The organism is Brachybacterium sillae (genome assembly GCF_025028335.1).
GTDB lineage: Bacteria > Actinomycetota > Actinomycetes > Actinomycetales > Dermabacteraceae > Brachybacterium > Brachybacterium sillae.
Window position 1 is genome coordinate 980,459 of record NZ_JAFEUW010000001.1, and the last position, 26,167, is coordinate 1,006,625.

A 26,167-nucleotide genomic window follows, 5' to 3' on the forward strand; every position below is an offset into this window, starting at 1 on the left:
GTAACACGCCAGCCCCGGTCCGCGGCTGAGGGCACGGCAGCCGGGAGAATCTGGTCATGAGCGGTGAGGAGTTGTTCGACGGTGAGGCCTTCCGGCGACCGGCACCGGAGCCTGCAACCGGCGAGGGGGCCCTGACCCCGGAGGGTGGACACGCCGAACCCAGCACTGGCTGGAGGAAGCGAGAAGATCTACACCATGCCCAGGAAGAACTACACCGATGAGTTCCGGCGTGAGGCGGTCGAGCTGTACGAGCACACCCCGGGCGCCACGTTGAGAGGGGTCGCTGCCGATCTCGGCGTCTCCCGCGGCACGCTGGCGACCTGGCGGCGCGAGCAGGGGTACACCGGCCCCAGGACCGAAGCCTCCGACCCGCACAGCGACGCGCCCGAGGGTGAGTCCCCACAGGCCCGGATCGCCCGCCTGGAGGCCCAGGTACGTCGCCTGGAGGACGACAAGCGGATGCTGGCGACCGAGCGCGACATCCTGCGCAAGGCAGCCAAGTATTTCGCCGGGGAGACGAACTGGTGAGCCGCTTCCAGTTCGTCGCCGACCACCGAGACACCTACGAGGTGAAGCGGCTGTGCCAGGTGCTGGAGATCAACCGGTCCTCGTTCTACGCCTGGGTCGAGGCTGCCCCTGCCCGGGAGCAGCGGGCCGTCGACGACCAGGTGCTCGCCGACCGGATCCGGGCGGTGCAGAAGGACGACCCGGCCTACGGGGCACCACGGGTGACTGCCGAGCTCAACGACGGCGTCGACCCCGATGAGCGGGTGAACCACAAACGGGTGGCCCGGGTCATGCGCGAGCATCACCTGCCCGGGCTGCGGCTGCGTCGCCGGGTGCGGACCACGATCCCGGCCCCTGCCGACCAGGACGTCCCGGACCTGATCAAGCGGGACTTCACCGCCGAGGCAACGAACCGCAAGTACGTCGGCGACATCACCTACCTGCCGATCGCCACCGGCGGGTTCCTCTACCTGGCCCTGGCCATCCCTGCGTAACCACCACCCCCGTGTCCACCACCAGGGGTCAAGGCCCAGGGTCTTCCCGAGTCGCTTGATCTCCGGGATCGGGCAGCTCGCCGAGCCCGACGAGCAGGTCGCAACGCGAGCAGTAGTCGGTGTGGTCATGGCAGCGCGCAGCGATGTGCGCCGTAGGCTCAGACAACGTCGAGGCCTTCCGGACAGGGTGCTTGGTCGCTCCCGATCTTGGAGGCCTCGACCCCTCTCACCCGGGCATCACGACACCGGCGCGCCGCTCACCCCCACCGGAACTCGGAAGAGCCGGCGATGGCCGACTGGGCTGGCACCCGCACCGGCCTGTCCTACATCCCTCCGGGCTCGCCGTGGCGCAACGGGTACGTCGAGTCGTTCAACAGCCGGATCCGCGACGAGTGCCTCAACATCAACAGCTTCTACTCGCTGCTGCACGCCCAGGTCATCATCGGCGACTGGAAGGACGAGTACAACCATCAGCGTCGGCACTCCTCGCTCGGCTACCTACCCCCGGCCGAGTACGCTCGGCAGTGCACCCATCAAATGGAAACCGACGACTCACAGAACGTCCGGACCGAATGAAGGGGGCGGCTCACCATCTCCGAGCCCCTGCGCATCGACACCTGCCCCGATGGCAGTTACAACACCCTCGGCTCCACCCGCTGGACCCGATGCACGACCCTGAACGGCTGGAGCATGAACCTCTCGGCCGACGGCAGGACGCTGACGATGACGTGGAACACCCCCACGCTGCTCGAGACCTCCACCTCGACGGCGGGTTCCGGCACCTCGTTGCCCGGGTACTTCATCAACTTCAGCCGCGTGACCAACCGCTGTAACTACAGCCTCACGCCGACAGTCTCGAAGACCACGACCATCACCTACTCGACGTCCACGCTCACCAACGAGACCACGACCAAGACCACCACCGGCTCCCCGATCGGCTCGTCGTGATCCACCCGGGGGGGCGGCGATCAACCGCCCCACCGGCCACTAGCCTGGCGGTATGCCCAGCACCCGCCTCGACTGGATCACTCCCCCGCCGTTCGACGGCACCCCCCGGTCCCTTGCCGCCCACGTGGCGGCGCTCGGTGCTCTGGAGCGGGGCGAGGCCTCGGTGTGGTTGGGGCCGCCGTCCCTCGATCCGCCCGCCACGATCCGGGCCGACCTCACCGAACCCGTGCTGGTGGTCCCCACCTCCGGCTCCACCGGACAGCCCCGTGCGGTGCTCCTCACCCGCAGCGCGCTCATGGCCTCGCAGGACGCGACCGCCGAGGTGCTCGGCGGCCACGGCGCCTGGCTGCCGCTGCTGCCACCCACCCACATCGCGGGGGTGCAGGTCATCGCCCGCGCCTGGCACACCGCCCTCCGGGGAGACTGCGAGGAACCCCCGGCAGCCGTCGACACTCCCTGGACCCTTCCGGTGCTCCCGGACCTCAGCACCCACTTCGACGCGGACGCCTTCGTCGCCGCCGCCGAGCCGTTCCTCGCCTCCGTGCCCGACGGCGTCCCGCGGCTCACCTCTCTGGTGCCCACCCAGCTGCAGCGTCTGGTCACCGGTGCCACCGGGACCGCCGCCCGCGCCCGCTCCCTGCTCACCCGCTTCGATGCGGTGCTGGTGGGCGGCGCCGCCACCGCCCCCGATCTGCTGGCCCGCGCCCGCGCGGCCCGCGTGCGGGTGCGCACCACCTACGGCTCCTCGGAGACCGCCGGAGGTTGTGTCTATGACGGCCGTGCTCTGCCGGGTGTGCGGCTGCGGATCGAGGATCCCGACCATGACGGCAGCGGCCGCCTGCTCATCGCCTCCCCCACCTTGCTCACCGGCCACCTGGGCCCCGAGGGTGTGATCGATCGCAGTGCCCTGGTCGACGATCCCGGCGGCCCCTGGCTGCGCACCTCCGACCTCGCGAACCTGTCGGCGGGGCATGAGCCGACGCTGCGGGTGCTCGGCCGCGCCGATGACGTCATCACCACCGGGGGTCGCAAGGTGCAGCCGCAGGACGTGGAGCGCGCCATCGAACGGTCCCTCATGCTGCGCGGCATGGTCACCGGCAGCGTCGTCGTGGGGGTGCCGGATGCGGAATGGGGGGAACGGGTGGAGGCGCTGGTGACCCTGGCCCCCGGGGTGGATCCCGCGGAGGCTTCCGCCCTGGTGCGGGCGGCGCTGCGCACCACCGAGGTGCCCTCCCACCGGATCCCCCGGCGGGTGCATGTGGTCCAGGAGCTGCCGCTGCTGGGCATCGGTAAGATCGATCGGTCCGCCGCCCGCCGCCTGGCACAGCGGGCCGATGATCCCGCCCAAGGAGAGGACTGAGCGTGGCGACCCTTTCGCAGTGGGTGCAGGGCGCCCGCCCCCGCACCCTTCCCGCCGCTGTGGCCCCGGTGGCCGTCGGCACCGGCGCCGCCCTGGAGCACGGCGGGGTGGATGCCGCCACCGTGATCTCCCGGGCGCTGCTCGCGCTGGTGGTGGCGCTCGCCCTGCAGGTGGGCGTCAACTTTGCCAACGACTTCTCCGACGGGGTGCGCGGCACCGACGATGACCGCGTCGGGCCGCTGCGACTGACCGGCTCCGGTCTCGCCCGCCCCTCGGCGGTGAAGGCCGCCGCCATCGGTGCCCTCGCCGTCGGGGGGCTCGCCGGGGTGCTGCTGGTGGCGATCGCCGGGATCTGGTGGACCCTTGTGATCGGCGCGGCCGCCATCGCCGCCGCCTGGTTCTACACCGGTGGGAAACGCCCCTACGGGTACATGGGCCTCGGCGAGGTGTTCGTCTTCGTGTTCTTCGGCCTGGTGGCGGTGTGCGGCACCACCTACGCCATCACCGGCACCGTCACCCTCATCAGCCTGCTGGGGGCGGTGGCGATCGGCCTGCTCGCCGTCGCGATCCTGGTGGCGAACAATCTGCGGGACATCCCGGGTGACACGGTGGCCGGGAAGCGCACCCTGGCGGTGCGGCTCGGGGACCCGCGCACCCGCGTCCTGTTCCTCGCCTGCCTGGCGGTGCCGGCACTGCTGGCGGTGGTGATCGGCGCCCTGCATCTTCCGGCGCTGCTGGCCCTGCTGTCACTGCCGCTGGCCCTGCCGGCGGTGCGGGCGGTGCGCCGCGGCGATCAGGGCCGCGACCTCATCCCGGCGATCGGCTCCATCGGCCGCCTGGAACTGGTCTACGCGCTCCTGTTGCTGCTCGGGCTGGCGCTCTGAGATCCGGCGCCGGGCGTCCGGCCGTCGAGCAGGTCGTCCTCGGCGTCGGCGTCCTCGTCGCGCACCTCCCCGCGGCGCTCCCGCCGACGCTCATCGGCCGCCTGCCACGCCCGGGCCGCGGCCTCCCGCTGCCGGCCCAGCGCCAGGATCGACACCAGCATCGCCACCACCGCGGCGGCGATGCCCGCCAGCCCTAGCCCCAGTCCGGCCAGGTGCAGCAGCCACCACAGCAGCCCGAACAGGGCCAGGCGCAGCACGGAGTAGACGAGGACGGAACGCATGGGGTCAACCTCGGGGGTGGGGATCATCGGGGGTGTCGGGGTCCTGGCCGCGCTCACGGTCGCGCCGCTCCCGGCGGATCTGCTCGTCCAGGCGGCGCAGGAACTCCGGGTCGTCGTCGGGGGCGAGCGCTCGCGGAGGCTCCGGCCGCCGCACGGTCGCGGTGCGGCCGATGAGCAGCCACAGCAGCGGGCCGACGATCGGCAGCAGCAGGATCACCACCACCCACACCCACCGCGGCCCCAAAGCCTCCCGGGAGCGCGGGCTCTGCAGGCAGTCGCTCAACGCGTAGAGCGCGAGCGCCAGGGCGATGACGGCGAGGACGACGCGGGGCATGGCCGGATCAGGTCAGGCCCGAGTAGGAATGCATGCCGTTGATCACCGTGTTCACGATGGTGAAGTTCACGATGATGCAGGCGAACCCGGCCAGCGCGAACCAGGCGGCGCGGTTGCCGCGGAACCCCTGGGTGGCGCGGGCGTGGAGGTACGCGGCGTAGACCACCCAGATCACGAAGGTCCACACCTCCTTGGGGTCCCAGTTCCAGGGGCGCCCCCAGGCGTAGTTCGCCCAGATGGCACCGGCGATCAGGGTGAAGGTCCAGCCGACGAACGCGATGGCATGGATGCGGAAGCTCAGGGCCTCGAGCTCGCGGGACCCGGGCAGGCGGTCGAGCACCGCCCCGAAGCGGCCCCAGTGCGCGGCGCGACCGGCGGCGAGCGCCGCCTCATGGCGGGAGGCGGCCAGCTGCAGGGCCGCGACCACCGCCCCCAGGGTGAACAGGGCGGAGGACAGGATCGCCACCAGCACGTGGATCACCAGCCAGTGCGAGTTCTGCAGGCTCGGCGTGAGCTGCGCGGCGGGGACGATCCAGAGGGTCTGCGCCAGGAACATCAGCACCAACGCCGGGCCCATGACGAACACGGCGAGTTCCTGCAGTTCCCGGCGGCGGGCGCTGAGCAGAAGGAACAGGACGACGACGACGGCGCTGCCCGTCATCGCGAACTCGTACATGTTGCCCCACGGCACGCGGGAGGTCGCCACCCCTCGCAGCACCATGCCGAGCAGGTGCAGCACCACGCCGAGCGTGGCCATGAGCACCCCGAACTGGCGGGCGGAGAGCCCGCCCGGCTGCGCGGGCGCCGCCACGGCGGGGGCCTTCCCGGGGCCGTCCCCGTCACCCTCCGTCGGCCGCTCCAGGGTGAGGGTGCCGGTGCCCCCGCTCCCGGAAGTCACGACATGGGCGGCACCGCTGCGCGCGCCGACCCGCTCCCGGGCCGCGAGCCGGGCGTCGCTGCGCACCTGGGTGGTGCGGGCCAGGTCCGCGGTGAAGCCGATGAGAGCCAGGACATACAGCACGATGGCGATGACCACCGACAGGTTCGACAGGTCGGCCAGCTGATCAGGGTTCACGGGGTCCTCCGGTGGGGGCACGGTCCGCTCCGGCCGTGGTGGTGTCCGATTCTGCCTCTTGCGGCACCAGACGATCCAGGAGGCGGGTCACGTCGTCGGCGAGGGACGGGTCCTCGCTGCGGGCCAGACCCGCGACCTCCATCACCATGCGGTCACCGCGCGGCACCACCCGCACCCATACGCGGCGGCGGGGCACGAACAGTGACAGCGTCAGCCCGGCGAGGGCCAGCAGGGACATCACCAGGGTGAGCGGCTGGAAGGGGTCATGGCGGATGTCGAAGGCCGCGAAGCGGCGCACTCCGGTGAAGGCGAGGGTCGAGCCGTCGGGCAGCTCCACCTGCTCCCCCGGCCGCAGCTGCACCAGCAGCGGTGAGCCGTCCTCCTGGGTGACCTGCTGCAGGGTGCTGACGTCGATCTCGTAGACGTTCTGCGGCACCCCCTCGTCGAGGCCGAGGTCACCGTGGTAGACGGTCAGGGCGAGTGCCGGGTCCACCAGGTCCGGGTACAGCGAGTGCGGGCCGCGCTCGTCGATCTTCGCGGTGGGCATGAACAGGCCGACGACGGCGGTCTGCTCGGGCCGGGCGTCGGGGGCCTTCAGCACCACCTGGGAGGTGTACCCGGTGTCCATCGGGAGGGCGATCACGGGACCGTCGGCCACCACGGTGCCCTGCGGGTCGGTAAGGGTGAGCTCGGGGGCGTAGCCGTTGCCCAGCAGGAACATATCGGCGCCCGGCACCTGCAGCGGCTGGTTCACGCGCACCGTGCGGGAGTACTCCTCCTGGGGGGTCTGCACGGAGACGTCGGCCTCGAACATGCGGGGCTGACCGAAGGTGTGCTCCCCGGGGGTGGTGTCGTATTCGGCGCGGAAATCCTCCAGCGTGAAACGGAAGTCCGGCAGGCGGCTGGGGTCGTACCAGGGCCCCGGGGTGAAGGAGTCGTAGTGGGTGAGGGAGTTGGAGAACCCCTCCCCCTCCACCACGGTGATCTGCCCGCGGTACTGGGTGAGGTGCCCGGCGGCCACGCCGATCAGCACCCCCAGCAGGGCCAGGTGGAACAGCAGGTTGCCGGTCTCCCGCAGGTAGCCGCGCTCGGCGCTCACGGACCGGGTGTCGTCGTCGCGGCGCAGCCGGTAGCGGCGACGGCGCAGCAGCGCCCGGGCGGCCTCGAGCTCCGCGGTCCCGTCGGACCCGGCGGGCAGGTCCCGCTGCTGGTGGCCGACGAAGCGCCCCAGACGGGCCGGGGTGCGCGGCGGCTGCGCGCGCAGCTGCTGCAGGTGCTGCCGCAGGCGCGGCACCACGCAGCCGATCAGGGAGAGGAACAGCAGCAGGTAGATCGCCGAGAACCACGGCGAGGAGAACACGTCGAAGAAACCCAGGCGGTCGAGGATCTCCGCCCAGCGGCCGTTGTTGGCGAGGTACTGCTCCGTCAGACCCGGGTTCACGTTCCGCTGCGGGTACAGCGAACCGGGCACCGCCGCGATCGCCAGCAGCATCAGCAGGAACAGGGCGGTCTGCATGCTCGTCAGCTGCCGCCACAGGAAGCGCAGCCAGCCCAGGGGCCCCAGGGCGGGCAGTGTCGCGTCGGTTCCCCTGCGCGCCATCACACCACCGTCTCGAAACCGGCGGCGTACCCCTGCAGGTGCGCCATCCACGCGGCCCACTGGCCGGTCATCAACAGCACCCCGATGGCGATCAGCAGGGCACCGGAGAGCAGGGCGATGGTGCGGCGGTGCCGCGCCAGGGCGCGGCTGGCCCCCAGGGCCCGGTCGAACAACAGCGCGAACAGCAGGAAGGGGATGCCCAGGCCCAGGGAGTACGCGAGCGCCAGCAGCGCCCCGCGGCCCACGGAGGCGCTGTCCAGCGACAGCGCCATGACGGCCGCGTAGGTCGGCCCCATGCAGGGCGTCCAGGACAGGCCGAAGATCGCCCCCATCAGCGGGGCGCCCCACAGACCGGCATCGGGCCGCTGTGCCGGGCGCCGCTCCCCGGTCAGGCTCGGGAACACCCCCAGGAACACCAGGCCCATGAGGATCACGATCGCCCCGGCGATACGGTTCACCCACACCTGGTGGGCCAGGAGCAGATGCCCGAGAGCGCCGACGAATCCGCCGAGCACCATGAACACGGCGGCGAACCCGAGCACGAACAGGGCACTGCCGGCCAGCAGACGGCCGCTGCGGCCCCGGCGTCGGGAGCCCTCGGCGCCGGTGTCCCCGCTGAGGCCGGAGACGTACCCGAGGTATCCGGGGACCACCGGCAGCACGCACGGGGACAGGAAGGCGACGAGTCCGGCTGCCGCCGACACCGCCAGGGCGATGAGCAGGGGGCCGGAGACCACGGCCGCGGAGAACGCGGAGCCGACGTCAGCGAGCATCCGACCTCACTCCGCCACGACCCGGTCGAGCATGGCCCGCAGCACCGAGGGATCGATGGCGCCGGAGATCCGTGCGGCCACACGTCCCTGGGCATCGAGCACCAGCGTCGACGGCACCGCGTTCGGGGCCACCTGGCCGCGCAGGGCATACATGATCGTGGCGTCCAGGTCGGGCAGCGAGGGGTACGGGATGTGGTGGGCCTTCTCGAAGGCCTGCGCCGGCCCGGCCTCGTCACGGACGTTGACCCCGATGAAGCCGACCCCCTGCGGGGCGTACTCCTCGTGGATCGCCACCAGGTCCGGGGCCTCCTTGCGACAGGGCGGGCAGGCGGCGTACCAGACGTTGACGACGAGCGGCGCACCCCGCAGCCGGGAGCTGTCGAAGGCCTCCCCCGCGTAGGTGGTGCCCTGGAAGCTCAGCGGCTCGCCGCGCTGGTCGGCGGGGATCTCGGTGGTGACGCCGTCCCCGGCGACGTACCCGGTGTCGTAGCGCTGGGAGGTGTCGGTGCCGCAGGCGGCGAGGGCCAGGGAGGCGAGTCCGCCACCGGTGGTGGCGAGCAGGCGGCGACGGGTCACGGTGGTCACGTCAGTCTCCCTCCGGTGGCATCGACGGCCCCGGCCAGGAGGGGCGCGGCGGGTTCAGCGTAGTCGACCCCGGCCAGGCGCGCACCGTCGAAGCGCAGGCTGGTGACGGAGCACAGGGCGCATTCGCGACGGCGGGGGTCGTGCACCAGGGGGCGGCCCTCGGCGCTGCGGCGGGTGAGCCAGATCGGCAGCTGGTGCATGACCAGCACGGCCTCGTGGCCCTCGGCGGCGGCGCGGGCGTCGCGCACCGCGGCGATCACGCGGCGCACCTGGTCCCGGTAGGGCTCACCCCAGGAGGGGCGCAGCGGGTCGGCGAACCAGCGCCAGTTGCGGGGGTCGGTGAAGCGGGCATCCCCGTGGCCCATGCGCTGCCCCTCGAAGTGGTTCCAGGCCTCGATCACCCGGTCCTCGGTACCGACCTCCAGGCCGTGGGCGGCGGCGATGGGCGCGGCGGTCTGCTGCGCGCGCAGCAGCGGCGAGGCCCGCACCAGCACCACGTCGCGGTCGGCGAGGTGATCGGCGGCCATCTGGGCCATCTGCCGGCCGCGCTCGGAGAGCCGGTACCCGGGCAGGCGGCCGTAGAGGATCTTCTCCGGGTTGTGGACCTCGCCGTGGCGGACGAGGTGCACGGTGGTGGTGCTCATGCGGTGCGGTCCTCTCGCGTCACGGCCGGTGTCGACCCGGGGCGTCGTGGTCAGCCCGCCACGCTACCAATCCCGGCTGGGCGGTGGGGTGGCGGGCGGCGATGCGTCGGTCACCCGCGCCGGTCCGCGGCAGGGTTCTCGGGCGGCATCACATCGAGCTCCTCCGGCAGGGTGGAGCGCAGGATCCGTCCGAGGGTGAGGAAGTCCTCACGGCCCACCACGTCCAGCAGTTCGGCGCGGACGGAGGCGACGTGTCGCGGCGCGGCGGCCCGCAGGAGCGCCAGGCCCGCCGGGGTCAGCACGGCCTCGCGCCCACGGCCGTCCGCCTGACAGCGCTCCCGGTCCACCAGTCCGCGCTTCTCCAGCCGCGCCACGGTGTGGCTGAGGCGGGAGCGCGAGTGCACCAGGTGGTCGGCCAGTTCGGACATGCGCAGACGCCCGGTCTCGGACTCGCTCAGGCGCACGAGGATCTCGTACTCGGCGAGACTGAGATCGATCTCCGGGTCCTGCTCGAGGGCGTCGGAGATGCGCTCGGTGAGGGTGAAGACGGCGTGAAGGAAGGTGCGCCAGGCGAGCTGCTCGTCCCGGTCGAGCCACTGCGCGGTGGCCGCGGAGGGGGCGGGGCTGTCGTGGCGGATGTCGGCATCGGTGGTCATGCTGTGGTCCTCGGATCCTGCGACGAGCAGGTCGGTCGGCGTGGTTCGGAACGTGTCGCCCCGCGGATTTGCCAGACGACACGACGCTAGTTTACATTTCAAACAAGCGCGGCGCCACCACCGGGCCGCGAACCCTCCGACCGAAAGGACGACCCCCATGACCGCACTGCCCGAGGGCCTCACCGCCGGCACCTGGAACCTCGATCCTGCCCACACCGACGCCACCTTCACCGTCCGCCACGCGGGCATCTCGAAGGTCCGCGGCCAGTTCACCACGGTGAGCGGCAGCCTGCAGGTGGGCGACTCCCTGGAGGATCTGCGCTTCGAGTCCGTGCTCGAGGTCGCGTCCATCTCCACCGGCAACGCCGACCGCGACAACCACCTCAAGAGCGAGGACTTCTTCGGTGCCGCCGAGCACCCGGAAATCCGCTTCGTCTCCACCAAGGTCGAGGGCGACACCCTGCACGGTGACCTCACCATCAAGGGTGTCACCAAGCCGGTGGCCCTGGACTTCTCCTACGAGGGCGCCACCACCGATCCCTTCGGCGTGTTCCGCGCCGGCTTCTCCGGGGAGACCAAGATCTCCCGCAAGGAGTTCGGGCTGACCTGGAACGCCGCGCTCGAGACCGGCGGCGTGCTGGTGTCCGACGAGGTGCGCATCTCCATTGACGCGCAGTTCGTGGCTCCGACCGCGGCCTGATCCCGCTCCGGTGATCCCGCTCCGGCCGACCCCGGTGCGTAGGCTGGGCCGATGAGTTCGCTCCCCCGCCCCCAGGACCCGGATGCTCGCGTGCTGGTGCTCAGCCGCGACGGCTGCCACCTGTGCGAGGAGGCGCTGCCGACCGTGCGGGCCGAGGCCGACCGCGCCGGCACCCGGGTGGAGGTGGTCGACATCGACACCGACCCCGCCCTGCGGGAGCGGTTCACCTACGACGTGCCTGTGGTGATCGTCGACGGCCGCCTGCTCGCCCGCTACCGGGTCGAGGCCGAGGCACTGCGGGGCGCTCTGCGACGACCCCGCTGGCTCGCGCGGCTGCGCCGCTGACGCCCAGCGCCGCCTCCCGCTCATGCCACAGCGCCCCCGACACCAGACCGGTGTCGGGGGCGCTGTGCTGTCGGAGGCTCGGTGCCTCAGCGACTCACTTCTTGTTGCGACGCTGGTGGCGCGTCTTGCGCAGCAGCTTGCGGTGCTTCTTCTTCGACATGCGCTTGCGGCGCTTCTTGATCACGGAACCCATCGGTGCCTCTGTTTCTGCAGGCACGCGGGCCTGCGCTCGTCGGGATGATCAGCTGCACGCGCCCGCTCGCCGGGCCTGCGCCATGCGGCGGACCACCGGCCAGGCGGTGCCGCGGCGCACCGGGCGTGCCCGGGCCGTGCCACAGTCAGGGGTCGAGTCTACTACGCAGCCTCAGCGACGCTCCCCCCGGGCGGTCGAGAGATCGGTCGCAGTATCGGCGCCGCGGTCCAGCACATCCTCCACCGGCTCGACCACATGCGTGCGGGCGACGTCCCGGACCCTCTCCCGCAGGATCCGCACCGCCCGGCGGCGATGATGCGCCGCCGCCAGGCCTGCCGCGAACACCGAGGCCACGCTGAACAGCACGCCCGCCAGGAGTCCGAGGGCCACCAGGGCCGTCGGCAACGGGATCGGCACCCACAGCTCACGGATCATCGGCATGGGCGGCGGGGGCACCTGGAAGTACAGCAGCACCGCGTTCAGCGCCAGCCAGCCGAGCCCCACCACCGCACACAGCAGCGCCAGCCACTGCAGCACATCGAGCACCGGCCACCACCAGCCGCCCTCGCGGGCGCGCAGGTCGGCACCGGCCACGGCCTGATCCAGGGCGTCGGGCAGCTCGTCCTCGCGGGAGCGGGCGGCACGGCGCACCTCGGCACGCCACGGGTCCCCGGCCCCCGCACTGCTGGCATCGGCGAACCCCCGCACCCCGGCCGAGGCACGGGCCCGGGTGGCGGCATCGGGTTCCGGCAGGGACGTGCGGGAGAGGCCCTCGGGGGCGCGCTCCTGCCCGATGTTCCAGCGTCGCAGCGGATCGGGGCGCAGCCGCGCCATCCATCGCAGCAGCGGCCAGCCGGTGCGGGCCGAGGCCCGGTGCCGATAGGAGGCCCCGACCGCGCGGCCCACCTGGTCCACCCGGGCGGCTGCGGCGAGGTCCTCCACCAGGGCGTCGACATCCCCGGGACGCACCTGCTGCGGCAGGCCCGCGGGGGAGGCGACATGGTCGAGGCGCTCCGCGGCCTCCCGCACATCGGCCTTCTGTCTCTGCGCGGCGGCGTCGTGCCCACGGGAGATGTCCAGCAGGGCACGGCGCAGGTCGTCGAGACCCTCCCCCGTCTGTGCGGAGACCGCATGCACGGGGGCGGATTCGAGGCCGTCACGACGCACCAGCTGGGTGAGGGACGCGACGACGCCCTTGCGCTCCGTGGGGCGGATCCGATCCAGCTGGTTCAGCACCACCATCGTCACCGCGTCGTGCCCGGCGAAGGGTGTGACGAAGTCGTGATGCAGCACGTCATCGGCGTACTTCTGCGGGTCCGTGACCCACACCAGCACGTCGACCAGACCCGTCATGCGCTCGGCGACCTCGCGGTTGGCGAGCTCCACCGAGTCCATGTCGGGCAGGTCCAGCAGCAGCAGTCCGGGCAGGGTGTCGGCGTCCTCTCCCCGACGGCGGCTGCGACCGCGACGGTGCGCCTCCTCCAGCGGGGTGCCGGTGCCATCGAGCACGTGCCGCTCCGAGACCTCCAGCCAGTCCAACAGCGGTTCGCTGTCGGGCCCGCCGAGCACCGCGGCCACCGGCTGCGCCGTGGTGGGCCGGCGCACTGCCGCCCGCGTGATCTCCCGCCCGACCAGGGCGTTCACCAGCGAGGACTTGCCGGAGCCGGTGGCTCCGAAGAACCCGATCACGGTGTGCTCCGCGGACAGCGCCCGGCGCCGGTCGATCCGATCGAGGACGTCCTCGGCGTGCTGCAGCTCCGCCTCGGGCGCCACGCCGTGCAGGGCCGCGCGGGCACGGTCGAGGGCATCGAGGCGTTCGACCAGGGTGGGGGTGCGTCGGCCGCCGAGCCTCATCGGGTCTCCTCGGTCGCGGTCTCGTCGGTCGCGGTCTCGCCGGTCGCGGTCTCGTCGGACAGCGCGCGGCGGGCCTGGGCGCGGATCGACCCGGCGAGATCGCGCAGGTCGGCGGCGTCGGCCCGCAGCTCCTCGGCGGTGGTGCCTCCGGCGACGACGTCGAGCCGCTCATGGAACGGGGCGGAGCGCTGCGCCACCAGGCGGTCCAGACGCGTGGCCAGGCGGTCCTTCGCGATCTTCGCGAGCCGTCGGACGGCGTCCTCCCCGAAGATCGCCTCCAGCAGACGCTGCCCGGCGATGGCGGTGGCCGCTCCCGCACCGACCTCGAGACCGGTGGGGATGAAGGCGGTGGAGACGAACACCACCACCATCAGGGCGACGGCCAGGGTGTTCACACCGAGAGACAGCACGCGGGCGCGCAGTCGCCGATCCGCACCCTCCTCCCGCACCAGGGCGAGCACATCGCCCTGCCAGGCCCGCACCTCCGCGGCGACATCCGCTCGGAACGACTCCGGGATGCGGCTGAGGTCCACACCCTCCAGCAGGGACCGCCCCGCGGGTGTCGCCTGCCATGCGGTCTCGGCCTGCTCGGCACCCCGAGCGGACTCGTCCACCACCACGTGCACCAGGCCGGACTCCAGCGCCGCCTCCGCGGCTGCCGCCGGCGCCGGCTCCCCGCGCAGCGCACGCCCGATGCCGTCACGCACCCGACCCACGAAGGACTCCAGGCCGCGGAACACGTCCCCGGTGCCGACCACGTCCTGCCAGCGGGCGAGCACCTCCCCGCGCAGCAGCGAGCCGTCGCCGAGCACCTGTTCGATGCGGCGGCGGGCCTGCGCGAACGCATCATCGACCTCCGCGGCGAGCGCGTCGCGGGTCCGCTCCTGGGACTCCCGCGCCAGCGCGATCTCCTCCGCGGAGCCGGCCAGCGAGTCCAGGGCCCCCGCGAGGGTGCGGCGGGCGATCGCGCCCCGGCCATCAGCATCCCCGGCCAACTGGTCGAGGAACTCGCGGATCTCGCGCACCCGCTCGGGCGCGAGCAGACCGAGATCGTCGACGTCCGACTCCTCCACCAGGAACAACCGAGAGGCCTCCAGACCCTCGCGGTCCAGGTAGGTGCGCAGATCGGCCGACAGCTCCTCGGCGACCCCGGGCCGCGGCGGGATGCGGTTCATCACCACGGCGACGGTGACGTCACGGGCGGCGGCGGTGCGCAGCACCTCCCACGGCACCGCGTCGGCGTAGCGGTTGGCGGTGGTGACGAACAGCCACAGGTCGGCCGCCCTCAGCAGCTGGCGGGCGAGCTCCCGGTTCCCGGAGGAGACCGAGTCGATGTCGGGCGCGTCGAGCAGGGCGATGCCCCGCGGGATGCCGCCGTCGGAGACCAGTTCCAGGCTGGTCGCGGGCGCATCGCTGACGTCCGCGCGCTCCGCCTCCCCACCGGCGCGCACGCGCGCGAGGCCCGGCAGGATGCGCGCGCCGTCGAACCAGGCGGCGTCCTCCGGGTGGTGCAGCAGCAACGGCCGCCGCGTGGTCGGGCGGATCGCCCCGGCGCGGCTGACCACCCGCCCCAGCAGCGAGTTGACCAGGGTGGACTTCCCGGCGCCGGTGGACCCGCCGATCACCACCAGCAGCGGGGCGTCGAGGGAATCCAGGCGGGGCGCGACGTGGTCGACGATCTGGGTGCGGGCCGCGGAGACGGCGGCACGGCCGGTGTCGACCCCGTCGACGGGAAGGGGCAGCTCGACGTGATCGAGGTCCGCGGCGAGGCGGTCGAGGGCGTCGGAGCCCGCGCTGAGGGTGCTCATGGCCGCCATTGTGGCAGGTCAGTCGTAGAAGGGGTCCAGCCCCCATTCGGGGAACACGCTGCGGCGGCAGGCCTGGACCGCACGGTCGAGCGGGTCCTCGGGGTCGTACCCGCGGCTCCAGTCGCGCACCGCGAGCTCATGGTGGTCCCCGAGGGTCGTCTGATGCCGGGGGTCGGGCAGACCGTGCTCTCGTGCGATGCGGGTGGCGACCTGTGTCCAGTCCTGCGGCAAGGGGCCGTTCGCCGGCAGCGGGTCACCGGTGACGATCGCCAGCAGGTGCGTCCAGGCGCGCGGCACCACGTCGGTGATGGCGTACCCGCCACCACCGACCGCCACCCAGCGGCCCTCGCACAGCTCGTCGGCGAGGTCCCGCACCAGCAGGGCGGCCTCCCGCTGCGCCTCCAGGGTGAGGGCGAGGTCGGCGAGCGGGTCGTCCCGGTGGGCGTCGGCGCCGTGCTGGGAGACGATGAGCTCCGGTCGCATCGCTCGGGCCAGCACCGGCAGTACTGCCTGCAGGGCCCGCAGCCAGCCCTCACCGCCGGTGCGGGGCGGCAGCGGCAGGTTCACGGCGGTGCCCAGGGCCCCCGCGCCCCCGAGGTCCTGCACGAACCCGGTGCCCGGGAATAGCACCTCCCCCGTCTCGTGGATCGAGAACGTCACCACCCGCGGGTCGTCCCAGAACGTGCGCTCCACGCCGTCGCCGTGGTGGGCGTCGAGGTCCACGTAGAGCACCCGGCGCACGCCGCGGTCGAGGGCCCGCCGGATGCCGATCGCCGCATCGTTGTAGACGCAGAAGCCCGCGGCCTGTGACGCCCGTGCATGGTGCATGCCCCCGGCGGCGTGGACCGCGCGGGGTGCTCGCCCGGCGACGACCGCTTCGACCGCCTCCAGGGTGCCGCCGGCCAGGCGTGCGGCCGCCTCGTGCATGCCGTCGAAGGCGGGGACGTCATCCCCGCCGATGCCATACGCCAGCAGCTTCGGCAGGACGGGTCGGGTGGTCGGGTCGGAGGCCGCGCGCACCACTCGCACGAAGTCGGAATCGTGGACGGTGAGGATCTCCTGGTCGTCGGCCACCCGGGCGGGCAGCACCTCGACCCCGGGCCGGCCCAGCACGCCCAGCCGCCGCGACAACTCCTCCAGCAGCACCAGCCGCGCCGGCTGCATGGGGTGGTCGGGGGCGAAGTCGTAGGCCGTGCTGGCGGCATCCAGGACGACGACGGCGGTGGACATGGCCGAAGCGTAGCGGCCGCCCTGCCCGTAGACTCGCCCGGGATCATCGGCACACGAGGATCAACGGCACACGAGCAGCGGCGGGAGGAGCGGATGGCACGAGGCGGGCATCCGACGGGCCGCACCATGCCCCGACCCGGCCCCGCGCTGCGCCTGCGCACCGCTGTCTCGGAGGTGGTCGGGAACGCGGCGAAATCCTCCCCGGCGCGTCTGGCCCTGGTGGTGTTCACGCTGATGCTGGTGGTCTTCACCGGGCTGCTCTCCCTCCCGGCGGCCGCCGCCGACGGGCAGCGCACCCCACTGGTCGACGCGATGTTCACCGCTGTCTCCGCGATCTGCGTGACCGGCCTGGTGACCGTCGACACCGGCACCCACTGGTCGACCTTCGGCCTGGTGCTGCTGATGATCGCCATGAAGATGGGCGGCCTGGGGCTGCTCACCCTCGCCTCGCTGCTGGGGCTGTCGGTGATGCGGCAGATGGGCCTGGCGCAGCGGATCATCACCGCCTCGGAGACCCGCGCCGAGAAACTCGCGGAGGTCGGCGGGGTGCTGCGCACCATCGTCATCACCTCGACCAGCTTCGAACTGCTGACGTTCCTGGCCCTGGTCCCGTACATGATCAGCACGGAGCACGGGTGGGGCGAGTCGCTGTTCCTCGGGGCGTTCTACGCCATCAGCGCCTTCAACAACGCGGGGTTCGTGCCGGAGGCGGCCGGCACCCTGCAGTACGTCGCGAACCCATGGTTCTCGGTGCCCGTGGGCCTCGCAGTGTTCGTCGGCGCGCTCGGTTTCCCGGTGATCCTGGTGCTGGTGCGGCGCTGGTCCACGCCCCGCCTGTGGACCCTCCACGCGAAGCTGACGCTGTCCACCTCCGCGATCCTGTTCGCCGCCGGGTTCCTGGGGTATCTGGTGATGGAGTGGTCGAACCCCGCGACGCTCGGCCCCCACGGCCTCGGCACCAAGATGCTGGCCTCCGCCTTCGCCTCCGTCATGCCGCGCTCCGGCGGGTTCAGCACCATCGACATCGGCGCTCTGCACGAGGAGACGCGCTTGTTCACCGATCTGCTGATGTTCATCGGTGGCGGCTCCGGCTCCACCGGCGGCGGTATCAAGGTGACCACCTTCGCGCTGCTGGTGCTGTCGATCATCGCGGAGGCGCGGGGGGATAGGGATGTCGAGGTGTTCAACCGACGCATCCCCCACGAGACCATCCGTCAGGCCATCGGTGTGATGGTGATGTCCACGGCGATTATCTTCGTGGCGACCTTCGCGGTGCTGCGGCTCGAGCCGTTCTCCCTGGACCAGGTGGTGTTCGAGGTGCTCTCGGCCTTCGGCACCGTGGGCTTGTCGACCGGGATCACGGGGGACCTCAGCACCGCCGGAAAATACGTGATCATCGCGTGCATGTACCTGGGGCGCATCGGGCCGATGTCTCTGGGGGCCGCGCTGGCGCTGCGCTCCCGGGCGCGAGTGGTGCGGTTGCCGGAGGAGCGGCCGATCGTCGGCTGAGATATCGCGCGGGCGCGGGGCGGGCGTCGGCGCGGGGCCGGGCAAGGGACGTCGGGCCGGGCATGGGGCGTCGGGCCGGGCATGGGGCGTTGGGCCGGGCATGGGCCCGCTACCCTGGCCCGGTCACCTGTCCGCCCCACCCTGAGGAGCCGCCGTGCCGGATAGCCGCCGCGGGAACAGCGGAGTGCTGGTCATCGGTCTCGGTCGCTTCGGCGCCGCCATGGCCGAGACGCTCGAGGAGCTCGGCACCGACGTGCTCGCCATGGACACCAGCGCAGACCTGGTGCAGGAGTTCTCCGGCCGCCTCACCCACGTGGTGCAGGCCGACGCCACCCAGATGGAAGCCCTGCAGCAGGTGGGTGCCGCGGATTTCGGTGCCGCCGTGGTGGGGGTGGGCACCAGCATCGAGGCGAGCGTGCTCATCACCGCGAACCTGGTGGACCTGGGACGCCCCGTGATCTGGGCGAAGGCTATCAGCGCCTCGCACGGCAAGATCCTGGAGCGCATCGGCGCCCATCATGTGGTGTTCCCGGAGAAGGATGCCGGGCAGCGGGTGGCACACCTGGTCAACGGCCGCCTGATCGACTTCATCGAGTTCGACGACGGCTTCGCCATCGTGAAGATGAACCCGCCGCGGGAGATCCAGGGCTACACGCTGGCGGAGTCGGACATCCGCTCGAAGTACGGGGTGACCGTGGTGGGGGTGAAATCCCCGGGGCGGGACTTCACCTACGCCACACCGGACACGCGGGTGGTGGGGCATGACCTGCTGATCGTGTCCGGCCACACGGACCTCATCGAGCGGTTCGCGAACCGGCCCTGAGGCGGGCGCGGGGGCCACGACCCCGCGGGCGTCACTCTCCCGCCATCTCCCGGGATCGTCGGGCCGCCGCCTCCATCGCCGCCGCGATCCCCGGACGCACCCCCGCCCGCTCCAGCGCCGCGACGCCCTCGGCGGTCGTGCCGCCGGGGCTGGAGATCGCCGCCCGCAGCACCGCCGGGTGTTCACCGCGCTCCAGCATCAGGCTGCCCGCGCCCCGCGCCGACTGAGCCACCGCCCGAGCAGCCAGCTCCCGCGGCAGACCCTGCCGCACGGCCTCGTCGACCATCGCCTCCATCACCGCGAAGAAGAACGCGGGGGCGCTTCCCGCGGCGCCGATGATCGCGTGGACCTGGCCCTCGGGGATCTCCTCCACCACCCCGGAGGCCGACAGCAGCGCCTCGAGCCGCTCGCGCTGCTCGGCGGAGACGCCGTCGGTGTGCATGAGGGCCGTGACCCCCTCCCCGATCGCCATCGGGGTGTTCGGCATCGCGCGGGTCAGTGCCGCATGCCCGCCCAGGCCCTCCTTCAGGAACGCCAGAGTGGCCCCGGCGGCCAGGGACACCACATGGGTGCCGGCCGCTAACCGCTCGGCGACCTGCGGGAGTACCGTGTCAAGCTGATACGGCTTCACCCCAAGCACCAGCACATCGGCACGCGCGATGTCGTCCCAGGTCCCGGCGGTGGCCTCGAGGGCGTCGGCCGCACGGCGGGAGGACTCCTCGCTGCGGTTGACGACCACGGCCCGCTCGGCGGGCAGCCCGGCCGCACGGGCGGCACGGAGGAAGGCCCCGCCCATGTTCCCGGCCCCGAGCACCACGACGGTGACGGAGGAGAGCAGGGCGGTCGTCTCGGTGGGGGTCGGCTCGGTGGGGGTCGCGGCTGTGGGGGTCGCGTCGGTCTCAGGCATGTCGTCACTGTCTCACGGGAGACCGGGTGACGGCCCGGGCGGTGGATGACGGTTCCTCCCCACGCGCGGTTCGTCCCCAGTTCGCTTCCCCCGCTTCGTCTGTCGGGGGGTCCCCGTAGCGTGAGTGCCAGGAGGTGAGAGAGATGACCGCACCCGCGACGGACCGACCGTCCGCCCCTGCTGCCGGGTCCCCTGCAGTACCCGTGGCCGAGCTGCTGGAACGTGAACGCCGGCGCCAACGCGATCGCTCCCGCCTGCTCGCCGACCAGCTCGAGGACCTCGCCCCGCTGCACGCGCTGCGGGAGAACTCGGAGAACGATCCCTTCGCCCCGGACGAGGTCGATGCCGCGCTCGCCGCCTCCGCTCACCTGCACCTGGGACAGGCCGCCTGGTCGATCCGTCGGGCGCACAGGGCGGTGACGCACTTCGGCACCTGCCTTGAGGTGCTGCGCAGCGGTGCCTTCCCCGAGCGCTGGTTCGAGAAGCTCCTCAGCGACAGTGACGGCCTGCCGGACGACGCCTGCCCGGTGCTCGACACGACCGTCGCGGGATGGGACCTGGAACGCCTGGACGCCCCCGCCTTTTCCCGTCGCCTGGGCCGGGAGATCCGCCGCCTGCAGACCCGTGAGGCCACCCCTCCGGAACCCCGCAGCACCCGCAGCGTCGAGCTGTGCCACACCGATCCGCGCACCGGCACCGGCACCCTGCTGGTGCAGGGGCCCGCCCTCGACATCCTCGCGCTCGGCCACCAGTTGGATCAGGCGGCGCGGGATGCCGCCACCGCTCAGCGCGCGGCCCTGGCGAGGATTCGCGAGCTGCTGGCCGCCGGGGACGAGTCCGGGGCCGAACAGGTCGAGATCCCCTATGACCCGGAGGGTGTGGTCGCCGCCACCGGGAGGGCGCTGAGCCGCCGTGAGCTGCGGTTCCTCATCCTCACCCGCAGCGTGCGGGATGTCGACGGCACCTTCTCGACCGCGCCGCGTTTCCGCCTCACCGTCACCGTGCCCGCCCTCACCCTGATGGGTGGGCACGACCCCGCGCTGATCGAGGGAGCGACCCCGATCCCCGCCGACATGGCACGTCGGCTCGCCGGCAGCGGGGAGGGCGCCCAGGAGTGGTTCCGCATCCTCACCGACCCGATGACCGGCCGTTTCCTGGAACGGGACATCACCCGCTACACCCCGTCCGCGCAGATGCTCGAACACCTGCGCCTGCGACACCCCGAATGCGCGGCCCCCGGCTGCTCCCGGCCGACGGTCGTCGGGGCCGAGGCCGACCACATCGAGGAGTTCGACCACCGCAATCCCCTCGCCGGCGGCCCGACCAGCCTGGAGAACCTCCACCTGCTGTGCTGGCGCCATCACCAGCTGAAGACCGCCCGCCGGATCGACCCCCACCGCTTCCCCGACGACCCACCCGGCCGCACCCGATGGACCCTCGGCCCTCCGGGACTGCACCCGGACATCGAACTCGACGTCGACATCGACATCATCACGTTCCACAGCGCGGCGGCCCTGCACCGGGCCGCAGCGATGGCTGACCGCGCCCGCGAGCGCGACGGCGACCCCCCGACGGTCCGGGACCCGGGGCCACCCCCGTTCTGACCCAGCCCCACCCCATGCGCCGTATCCTGGCGCGCATGTCGATCACCCTGCGCGACGCCACTGTGGAGGACGCGCCGATCCTCGTCGCCCTGGTGCGGGCCAACAGGGAGCATTTCGCGACCGGTGATCCGGAGCGGCCCGAGTCCTTCTACACCCCGTACGGGCAGCGGCGCGTGCTGGAGGATGCCCTGCACCATCGCGCCGAGGGGACCGCCCTGTTGATGCTGATCGAGGAGGACGGTGCGGTGATCGGCCGGATCGGCCTGAGCGGTATCACCCGGGGGGCGTTCCAATCCGCGAGCGTCCACTACGCCGTCGACCGGACGCACACCGGTCGCGGTGTCGCCGGCGCGGCGCTCGCCCAGATGGTCGCCCTCGCCCGGGACCAGCTGCGTCTGCATCGGCTGCAGGCGGAGATCATGCCCACCAACATCGCCTCACGATGCGTGGCCGAGAGATGCGGGTTCCTCCCCTACGGCCTCGCACCCGAGTACCTGCGCCTGCAGGGGCAGTGGCAGACGATGATGCTCTACCAGCGGATCCTCTAACGCCCCCAGTGCGGGGGGACGTCCCGCAGCAGTCGTGCGTCGTTCGACTCCGGATCAGGCCGGTCCTCGGGTCGATCCTGCAGACGCTCGCCCTCACGTGTTGGTGGGTCCATCGGACGGCCCGTCAGGGACGAGATCACGACCGGATGCTCGCTCACTGCCGCTCCTGGTAACGACGGATCGCAGAGCTCACCGACACGTCCAGCAGCACCGAGCGCTTCTCGAAGCCGAGGAAGCTGCGCACCTCCGCTGCCAGCTGATCCTCCAGGCGGGCACGCCCATCGGAGCAGATGTACTCCACCACGGCATCGAAATCCTCCGGACCATAGAACGCCAGCGGGTGCCCCGCGGGGATCTGCGGCCGCGGCAGCCGCTTCCGGATGGTGCCGACCCCCTGCGGCGAACGCGGCTGTTCCTCGCTGCGCGCCAGCATCAGGGCCCGGTCGACCGCCCGACGGATCCGCTCGGCCTCGCCCTCCGGATCGATGAACAGCGCCCACGACCACACACGCTCCGTCGACCACCCGGCGGACTCCAGCCGCTCCGCCCGCAGCCGGTCGCGTTCGCGCTGACTGGGGGTGTTCACGTACGGCTCACCATCGGTGTCGACCGCCACCAGCATCCGACCCGGCAACTCCGGATGACCGAGCGCCAGTTCGATCCGGTCATCCGTCAGGCCGTAATCCGGCTCGACGATGAGCCCGTGCCGCCACAGGCGGTCGGCCAGATCCGCCAGCAGAGCCTCCGTCTCCGGGGTTCGGGCAGGGCGCTGCGGGGTCGCATCGGCTTCGGCGGGTGCCTCGGCGGGCTCAGCCGTGGTGGAGCCGGACTCCGCGGTCGATGGCTCGTTCGATTCCTCCGACGATTCCTCGGGGGTGTCCGGGTCCTCGGGGATTCCTCCGCCAGAGCGGCGTCCAGGGCGGCGTCGAGATCGGCCTCGTCGGCAGGGGCCTCGGCGGGGGCGTCCGCGGGCTGGGCCAGATCCAGGTCGTCCTCACCGGTGCGCAGGTACACCAGCAGTGCGCGCAGGTCGCGGGTGCCGTCATGGCGCAGGCGTGACGGGTCCAGATCCTCCGCGGCGAGCGCCGACACCACCGTGGTGCGGCCACGGGCTCGGGTGAGCACGGTCGCGAGGGCCTGTCGGCCCCTCGCCTCCGACAGCGGTCCGAAGCGATGCAGGACCCGGCCGTGCGGGGTCTTCCCGAAGCCCAGGGAGACGATCACATCGTCCCGCACCAGAGCGGAGGCCTGCGCGGCGTGCGCCACCGTGAAGAACTCCTTCTGCCCGGGGTCGAAGAACTCCCGCACCCCCGGGATCACCGTCACCGTGTTCACCACGCGCTCCATCACCCGTCGGGCATGGGCCGGGGTGAGGGTCAGCACGGCCAGCGACCGCTCCGGTCGGGTGCGGGCGTGCTCGATGACCAGGTCGGTGACGCGCCGCAGCTCCGCCTCGGTGCTCTCCACGTACTCGGCGTCCTGGCTCACGGCGCCGCGTCCGTTCTCCACCAGCACCAGCCGGTCCGGTTCCAGCCCGACGGGGCTCGGCACCGCCAGCAGCGGGTCGATGCCGCTGCGGCGCTGCGCGAAGGACCGCACCCCGTCGGTGGCGACATGCGGGTCCCGGTGCAGCGACACCGTCGGCACCACCTGGCGCATCTCATCGAGAAGGCTCGGGCCCTGCCCGCCGGCGTACTCCAGGGCATCACCGACGACGACGGTCTGGGCGCCTCGGGCGATCGCCGGCAGACCGGCGGCGGTCGGCAGGCGGCCACCGTCGGCGATGATCACCACGTCCACGTGCCGGCCCCGCGGAACCACCTGCGGCACCAGGTACGGGGACGCGATCCATGTGGGGCGCGCCCGGAACAGGATGTCCTCGTACTTCGCAGCGAGGTCACGCACCGAGATGGTCGAGGACCGGGCGAGCTCCGCGATCGCGGCGCGGGAGGTGTCCGGGAAACGCTTCATCGTCTCCACCAGCACCTCGTCGGCGGCGGACCGCACCCGATGCTGCGCCTGCGCCAGATGCTGGGCGTCCAGACGCCGGAACCGCTCCGCCACCTGCGACAGGGAGGTGCCGTCGTACTGGGAGATCGTCGGCTCCGCACCGGCGATGAGCTCCAGCACCGACCGCCACCAGGCGAGCTCCAGTTCCGCGGCCACGTGGACGGGTCGGACCCGGCGCACCCGCAGGTCCTCCACCAGCTCGCCGAGCCCGTCGAACTCCAGGCGGCGCACCAGGACCGTGCGGCGGGGCAACGACTCGAGGTCGTCCCGGTCGCGGTGCAGTGCCTCGGCCCGCGCCTCCAGATCCGTGAAGGACGTGCGCGCCAGGTCTCCACCGGCGGGGGTGCCGTCCAGCAGCACCGCGAGTTCGTCGAACACCCGCTGGGTCTCGGCGATGGTCTGCTCGGTGCGCTCCACCTCGGTGGGCACCGACGGCGTCCGCGGAGGGAGCACCTGGTCCTTCCGCCAGGCATCCCGCACGCGACGGGCGTCGATCAGGGCGGCGTGCAGGTCGGGCGCCAGGGAGGCTGGTCGCTGCAGCGCCGCGGCCTCCTTCCGCAGGGCCCGACGGGCGCCCCAGCCGAGCGTCACCCCGTGCTCCTCGCGCCACTGCCGGTCTCCGGTGGCGGCCACCATCTGCCCCAGCTCCGCGGTGAACACGGCCGGCTGGAACACGGCGAGCACCTGCCGCACCCGCTCCAGCAGACCGACACGAGCCCGCAGCTCATCGAGGGTGGTGGCGTCGCGCAGTCCGATCGCCTCACCGGTGGCGCCGGCATCGGTGCGCAGTTGCGGCAGCAGTCTTTCGCGCAGCTCGTCCAGCAGGTCTGCCGCGCGGGCGGCCTGGGTGTCGGAGCTGATCGCGGCTCCGTACCAGGCGGAGTCCTCCGGGCCGGTGGCGAACACTCCGATCTCGGCGGCCTCCTGGAGGGCGCGTGCGTAGTCCTCCCGTTCCCGGCCCACCATCGCGGCGGCGACGTCGGCGCGCAGCCGCACCGTGGTGCGCGGCGCCGGACGTCGACGGGTCAGCTCCGCGAGCGCGGAGATCGCATCGTGGGCGGAGGCCTCCCACGGCTCCTGGATCCGGTGCATCGCCTCGACGTGCCCGATGAGGGTGGAGCGCGCCTCCGCCAGCTCCGGCGGCTCCTGCGTGCTCACGGGTGAGGTGATGCTGCCGGCACGACGCAGGCTCTGCAGCAGAGCCTGCGAGGCGTTGCGCTGCAGTGCGGGATCGGGTGACAGGTCGAACACGAGGTCCTCGAGGCCCCGCTCCTGGGCCGCGTGCACCAGGGCGGTGAGGCTGCTGCGGCGCTGGGAGACGAGCAGCACGCTGCGACCGCGGGCGTTTAACTCCTCCGCGAGGTCCATCACCAGGCCCAGACCGTCGGTGCCCGGGGGGACGGTCACCGCGAGGTGACTGCCGGCGAGGACCCGCTGCAGCACTGCGGTGCGGTCAGGATCGACGGCCGCTACCAACTCGGCCTCGTCGAGTGCCTCCCCGTCGCCGGCCTCCTGTGCGGCGGTGGTGAGCTCCGTGCGGGCGTCGGTGTCCCCGGCGAGCGCCGCCACCAGCGGATGCTCCACCCAGTCATGCGGGTCGCTCTCCAGGTCGTCGACCACCGCACCGGTCGCGTCCAACAGGTTGCCGACCACCAGCGCGTGCGAGACCCGGAACCCGGGCAGGGGGTCACCGAGCGCGCGGAACGCGTCGAGCACCGGCGTCGGGTCGAATCCGTAGGGCCCGTCGGTGGTGGCGAGCAGCGCCCGGGCGTCGACCGCCACCCCGGCGTCGCGCAGTGCCCGCAGCAGCACCGGGTTGAGGTCGACCGTGGTGTCGAGATCCAGCTCGACGTCCTCGCGGGCGTTTCCGCGCAACCGCAGGGTGATGGGGCGCAACAGCACGGGCGCCTGCAGGGGGCGGCCGCCGTCGGCGGGCGTCCAGGTGGCCTCCCCGATCGCCAGGTGGCAGGTGGTCAGGCCGATCTCGTCGGCGGCCCGCTCGGCCTGTTCGCGGATGGCGCGGGCGTGGGCGCGGGCATCGGCCAGGGCGCCGACCTCCCGCACCAGGGAGGACAGGCGCGTGGCGCCGCGGCCCGCGAGCAGCTGCGCCAGGCCCGACGGGTGGGAATGGGTGAGGTCGAGCACCTGCCCGGCGTCGCGCATGTGGGTGAGGAAGCTGCGACGTTCCGTGCCGGCGCCCATGGTGACCGCCCAGCGGGCGAGCGCCTCCCCGACGATGTCCGCGCGGCTCATGCGCTCCGCCTCGAAGGGACGCGGGGGCAGGGAGACCTGGTCCTGATCGGGGGCGACCCCGGCGTCGACGGGGCCCGTGCGGTGGTCGACCGCCACGGCGATCGCCGAGGCCGCGGGCGACGGCGCAGCGGGCGGCGCGGGCCGCACGATCACCGGTTCGGCACTCTCCTTCGGGGTGCTCTCCGGCGTCTCGTCCTCAGGGCGGGGTCGACGGCGCAGGGGGTTCCACTTCACCCCTCCAC

24 protein-coding genes and 2 pseudogenes are annotated in these 26,167 nt (G+C 72.5%); 11 read left to right on the forward strand and 15 right to left on the reverse strand.

The genetic code is table 11. The features are described from left to right. Nucleotides 1-195: 195 nt before the first annotated feature. From JSY14_RS04510 to JSY14_RS04530, 5 genes and pseudogenes are all read left to right on the forward strand, one after another. Nucleotides 196-992: pseudogene (locus JSY14_RS04510) on the forward strand (IS3 family transposase); the annotation flags it as partial. A gap of 294 nt (nt 993-1,286) precedes the next feature. Then, nucleotides 1,287-1,577: pseudogene (locus JSY14_RS04515) on the forward strand (integrase core domain-containing protein); the annotation flags it as partial. A 147-nt stretch (nt 1,578-1,724) separates the two neighbouring features. After that, nucleotides 1,725-1,949 (forward strand): hypothetical protein, encoded by a 225-nt coding sequence (locus tag JSY14_RS04520; protein ID WP_259557564.1) that lies wholly within the window; start codon nt 1,725-1,727, stop codon nt 1,947-1,949. Nucleotides 1,950-2,001: 52 nt separating this feature from the next. After that, complete coding sequence (locus JSY14_RS04525; protein ID WP_259557565.1) at nt 2,002-3,309, forward strand: AMP-binding protein; 1,308 nt, start codon at nt 2,002-2,004, stop codon at nt 3,307-3,309. 2 nt (nt 3,310-3,311) lie between these two features. Next, complete coding sequence (locus JSY14_RS04530) at nt 3,312-4,193, forward strand: 1,4-dihydroxy-2-naphthoate polyprenyltransferase (RefSeq protein ID WP_259557566.1); 882 nt, start codon at nt 3,312-3,314, stop codon at nt 4,191-4,193. On the opposite strand, the gene JSY14_RS04535 is transcribed toward JSY14_RS04530, so the two are convergent. The 8 genes from JSY14_RS04535 to JSY14_RS04570 all read right to left on the reverse strand — a co-directional run bounded on the left by JSY14_RS04535 (nt 4,157) and on the right by JSY14_RS04570 (nt 10,141). Then, entirely contained in the window at nt 4,157-4,474 is a 318-nt protein-coding gene (locus JSY14_RS04535; protein WP_259557567.1) for a DUF4229 domain-containing protein, read from the reverse strand. The genes JSY14_RS04530 and JSY14_RS04535 overlap by 37 nt on opposite strands. A 4-nt stretch (nt 4,475-4,478) precedes the next feature. Then, on the reverse strand, nt 4,479-4,808 hold the full coding sequence (locus tag JSY14_RS04540) for a PLD nuclease N-terminal domain-containing protein (protein WP_259557568.1): 330 nt from the start codon (nt 4,806-4,808) through the stop codon (nt 4,479-4,481). A gap of 7 nt (nt 4,809-4,815) precedes the next feature. Further along, nucleotides 4,816-5,883: a c-type cytochrome biogenesis protein CcsB gene (ccsB, locus tag JSY14_RS04545; protein ID WP_259557569.1), complete on the reverse strand. Its 1,068-nt coding sequence runs from the start codon at nt 5,881-5,883 to the stop codon at nt 4,816-4,818. Then, nucleotides 5,873-7,483 carry a cytochrome c biogenesis protein ResB gene (gene resB, locus JSY14_RS04550; protein ID WP_259557570.1) on the reverse strand — a complete coding sequence of 537 codons (1,611 nt, stop codon included), beginning with the start codon at nt 7,481-7,483 and terminating at the stop codon, nt 5,873-5,875. The genes ccsB and resB overlap by 11 nt, the downstream gene beginning before the upstream one ends. Next, a complete protein-coding gene (locus JSY14_RS04555) occupies nt 7,483-8,256 on the reverse strand; it encodes a cytochrome c biogenesis CcdA family protein (protein WP_259557571.1) in 774 nt (257 codons plus the stop codon). The genes resB and JSY14_RS04555 overlap by 1 nt, the downstream gene beginning before the upstream one ends. 6 nt (nt 8,257-8,262) lie before the next feature. Beyond that, entirely contained in the window at nt 8,263-8,841 is a 579-nt protein-coding gene (locus tag JSY14_RS04560) for a TlpA family protein disulfide reductase (protein ID WP_259557572.1), read from the reverse strand. Further along, nucleotides 8,838-9,485 carry a histidine phosphatase family protein gene (locus tag JSY14_RS04565; protein ID WP_259557573.1) on the reverse strand — a complete coding sequence of 216 codons (648 nt, stop codon included), beginning with the start codon at nt 9,483-9,485 and terminating at the stop codon, nt 8,838-8,840. Before JSY14_RS04565 ends, JSY14_RS04560 begins: the two co-directional genes overlap by 4 nt. Before the next feature lie 110 nt (nt 9,486-9,595). Further along, entirely contained in the window at nt 9,596-10,141 is a 546-nt protein-coding gene (locus JSY14_RS04570; protein ID WP_259557575.1) for a MarR family winged helix-turn-helix transcriptional regulator, read from the reverse strand. 157 nt (nt 10,142-10,298) lie between these two features. Here JSY14_RS04570 and JSY14_RS04575 point away from each other — a divergent pair, with 157 nt between their 5' ends. Further along, entirely contained in the window at nt 10,299-10,841 is a 543-nt protein-coding gene (locus tag JSY14_RS04575; protein ID WP_259557577.1) for a YceI family protein, read from the forward strand. A 51-nt stretch (nt 10,842-10,892) separates the two neighbouring features. Then, nucleotides 10,893-11,186 carry a glutaredoxin family protein gene (locus JSY14_RS04580; protein ID WP_259557578.1) on the forward strand — a complete coding sequence of 98 codons (294 nt, stop codon included), beginning with the start codon at nt 10,893-10,895 and terminating at the stop codon, nt 11,184-11,186. A 94-nt stretch (nt 11,187-11,280) separates the two neighbouring features. Here JSY14_RS04580 and JSY14_RS04585 read toward each other — a convergent pair whose 3' ends face one another. From JSY14_RS04585 to JSY14_RS04600, 4 genes are all read right to left on the reverse strand, one after another. Beyond that, nucleotides 11,281-11,379: a 30S ribosomal protein bS22 gene (locus JSY14_RS04585; protein ID WP_005504750.1), complete on the reverse strand. Its 99-nt coding sequence runs from the start codon at nt 11,377-11,379 to the stop codon at nt 11,281-11,283. Between the two features lie 171 nt (nt 11,380-11,550). Further along, nucleotides 11,551-13,233 (reverse strand): dynamin family protein, encoded by a 1,683-nt coding sequence (locus tag JSY14_RS04590; protein WP_259557580.1) that lies wholly within the window; start codon nt 13,231-13,233, stop codon nt 11,551-11,553. Continuing rightward, nucleotides 13,230-15,041 (reverse strand): dynamin family protein, encoded by a 1,812-nt coding sequence (locus JSY14_RS04595; RefSeq protein ID WP_259557581.1) that lies wholly within the window; start codon nt 15,039-15,041, stop codon nt 13,230-13,232. Before JSY14_RS04595 ends, JSY14_RS04590 begins: the two co-directional genes overlap by 4 nt. 18 nt (nt 15,042-15,059) lie before the next feature. Beyond that, entirely contained in the window at nt 15,060-16,271 is a 1,212-nt protein-coding gene (locus JSY14_RS04600; RefSeq protein WP_259557582.1) for an acetoin utilization protein AcuC, read from the reverse strand. Between the two features lie 93 nt (nt 16,272-16,364). Between JSY14_RS04600 and JSY14_RS04605 the strand changes: the two genes are divergently transcribed. Further along, nucleotides 16,365-17,780, forward strand: a complete 1,416-nt coding sequence (locus JSY14_RS04605; RefSeq protein ID WP_432803600.1) for a TrkH family potassium uptake protein — start codon at nt 16,365-16,367, stop codon at nt 17,778-17,780. Nucleotides 17,781-17,934: 154 nt separating this feature from the next. Continuing rightward, nucleotides 17,935-18,603: a potassium channel family protein gene (locus JSY14_RS04610; protein WP_259557583.1), complete on the forward strand. Its 669-nt coding sequence runs from the start codon at nt 17,935-17,937 to the stop codon at nt 18,601-18,603. A 31-nt stretch (nt 18,604-18,634) separates the two neighbouring features. Here the strand turns inward: JSY14_RS04610 and proC are convergent, their stop codons facing one another. Beyond that, on the reverse strand, nt 18,635-19,510 hold the full coding sequence (gene proC / locus JSY14_RS04615) for a pyrroline-5-carboxylate reductase (RefSeq protein WP_259557584.1): 876 nt from the start codon (nt 19,508-19,510) through the stop codon (nt 18,635-18,637). Nucleotides 19,511-19,653: 143 nt separating this feature from the next. On the opposite strand from proC, the gene JSY14_RS12400 reads away from it, so the two are divergent. Both JSY14_RS12400 and JSY14_RS04625 read left to right on the forward strand, forming a co-directional pair. Then, nucleotides 19,654-21,114 (forward strand): HNH endonuclease signature motif containing protein, encoded by a 1,461-nt coding sequence (locus tag JSY14_RS12400; protein ID WP_285892248.1) that lies wholly within the window; start codon nt 19,654-19,656, stop codon nt 21,112-21,114. Nucleotides 21,115-21,149: 35 nt separating this feature from the next. After that, the gene (locus JSY14_RS04625) at nt 21,150-21,662 is read left to right on the forward strand and encodes a GNAT family N-acetyltransferase (protein ID WP_259557585.1); all 513 of its coding nucleotides are present in this window, start codon (nt 21,150-21,152) and stop codon (nt 21,660-21,662) included. 154 nt (nt 21,663-21,816) lie between these two features. On the opposite strand, the gene JSY14_RS04630 is transcribed toward JSY14_RS04625, so the two are convergent. Next, the gene (locus JSY14_RS04630; RefSeq protein WP_349773617.1) at nt 21,817-22,401 is read right to left on the reverse strand and encodes a hypothetical protein; all 585 of its coding nucleotides are present in this window, start codon (nt 22,399-22,401) and stop codon (nt 21,817-21,819) included. Next, on the reverse strand, nt 22,335-26,159 hold the full coding sequence (locus JSY14_RS04635) for a DUF4011 domain-containing protein (RefSeq protein ID WP_259557586.1): 3,825 nt from the start codon (nt 26,157-26,159) through the stop codon (nt 22,335-22,337). The genes JSY14_RS04630 and JSY14_RS04635 overlap by 67 nt, the downstream gene beginning before the upstream one ends. Between the last annotated feature and the right edge of the window lie 8 nt (nt 26,160-26,167).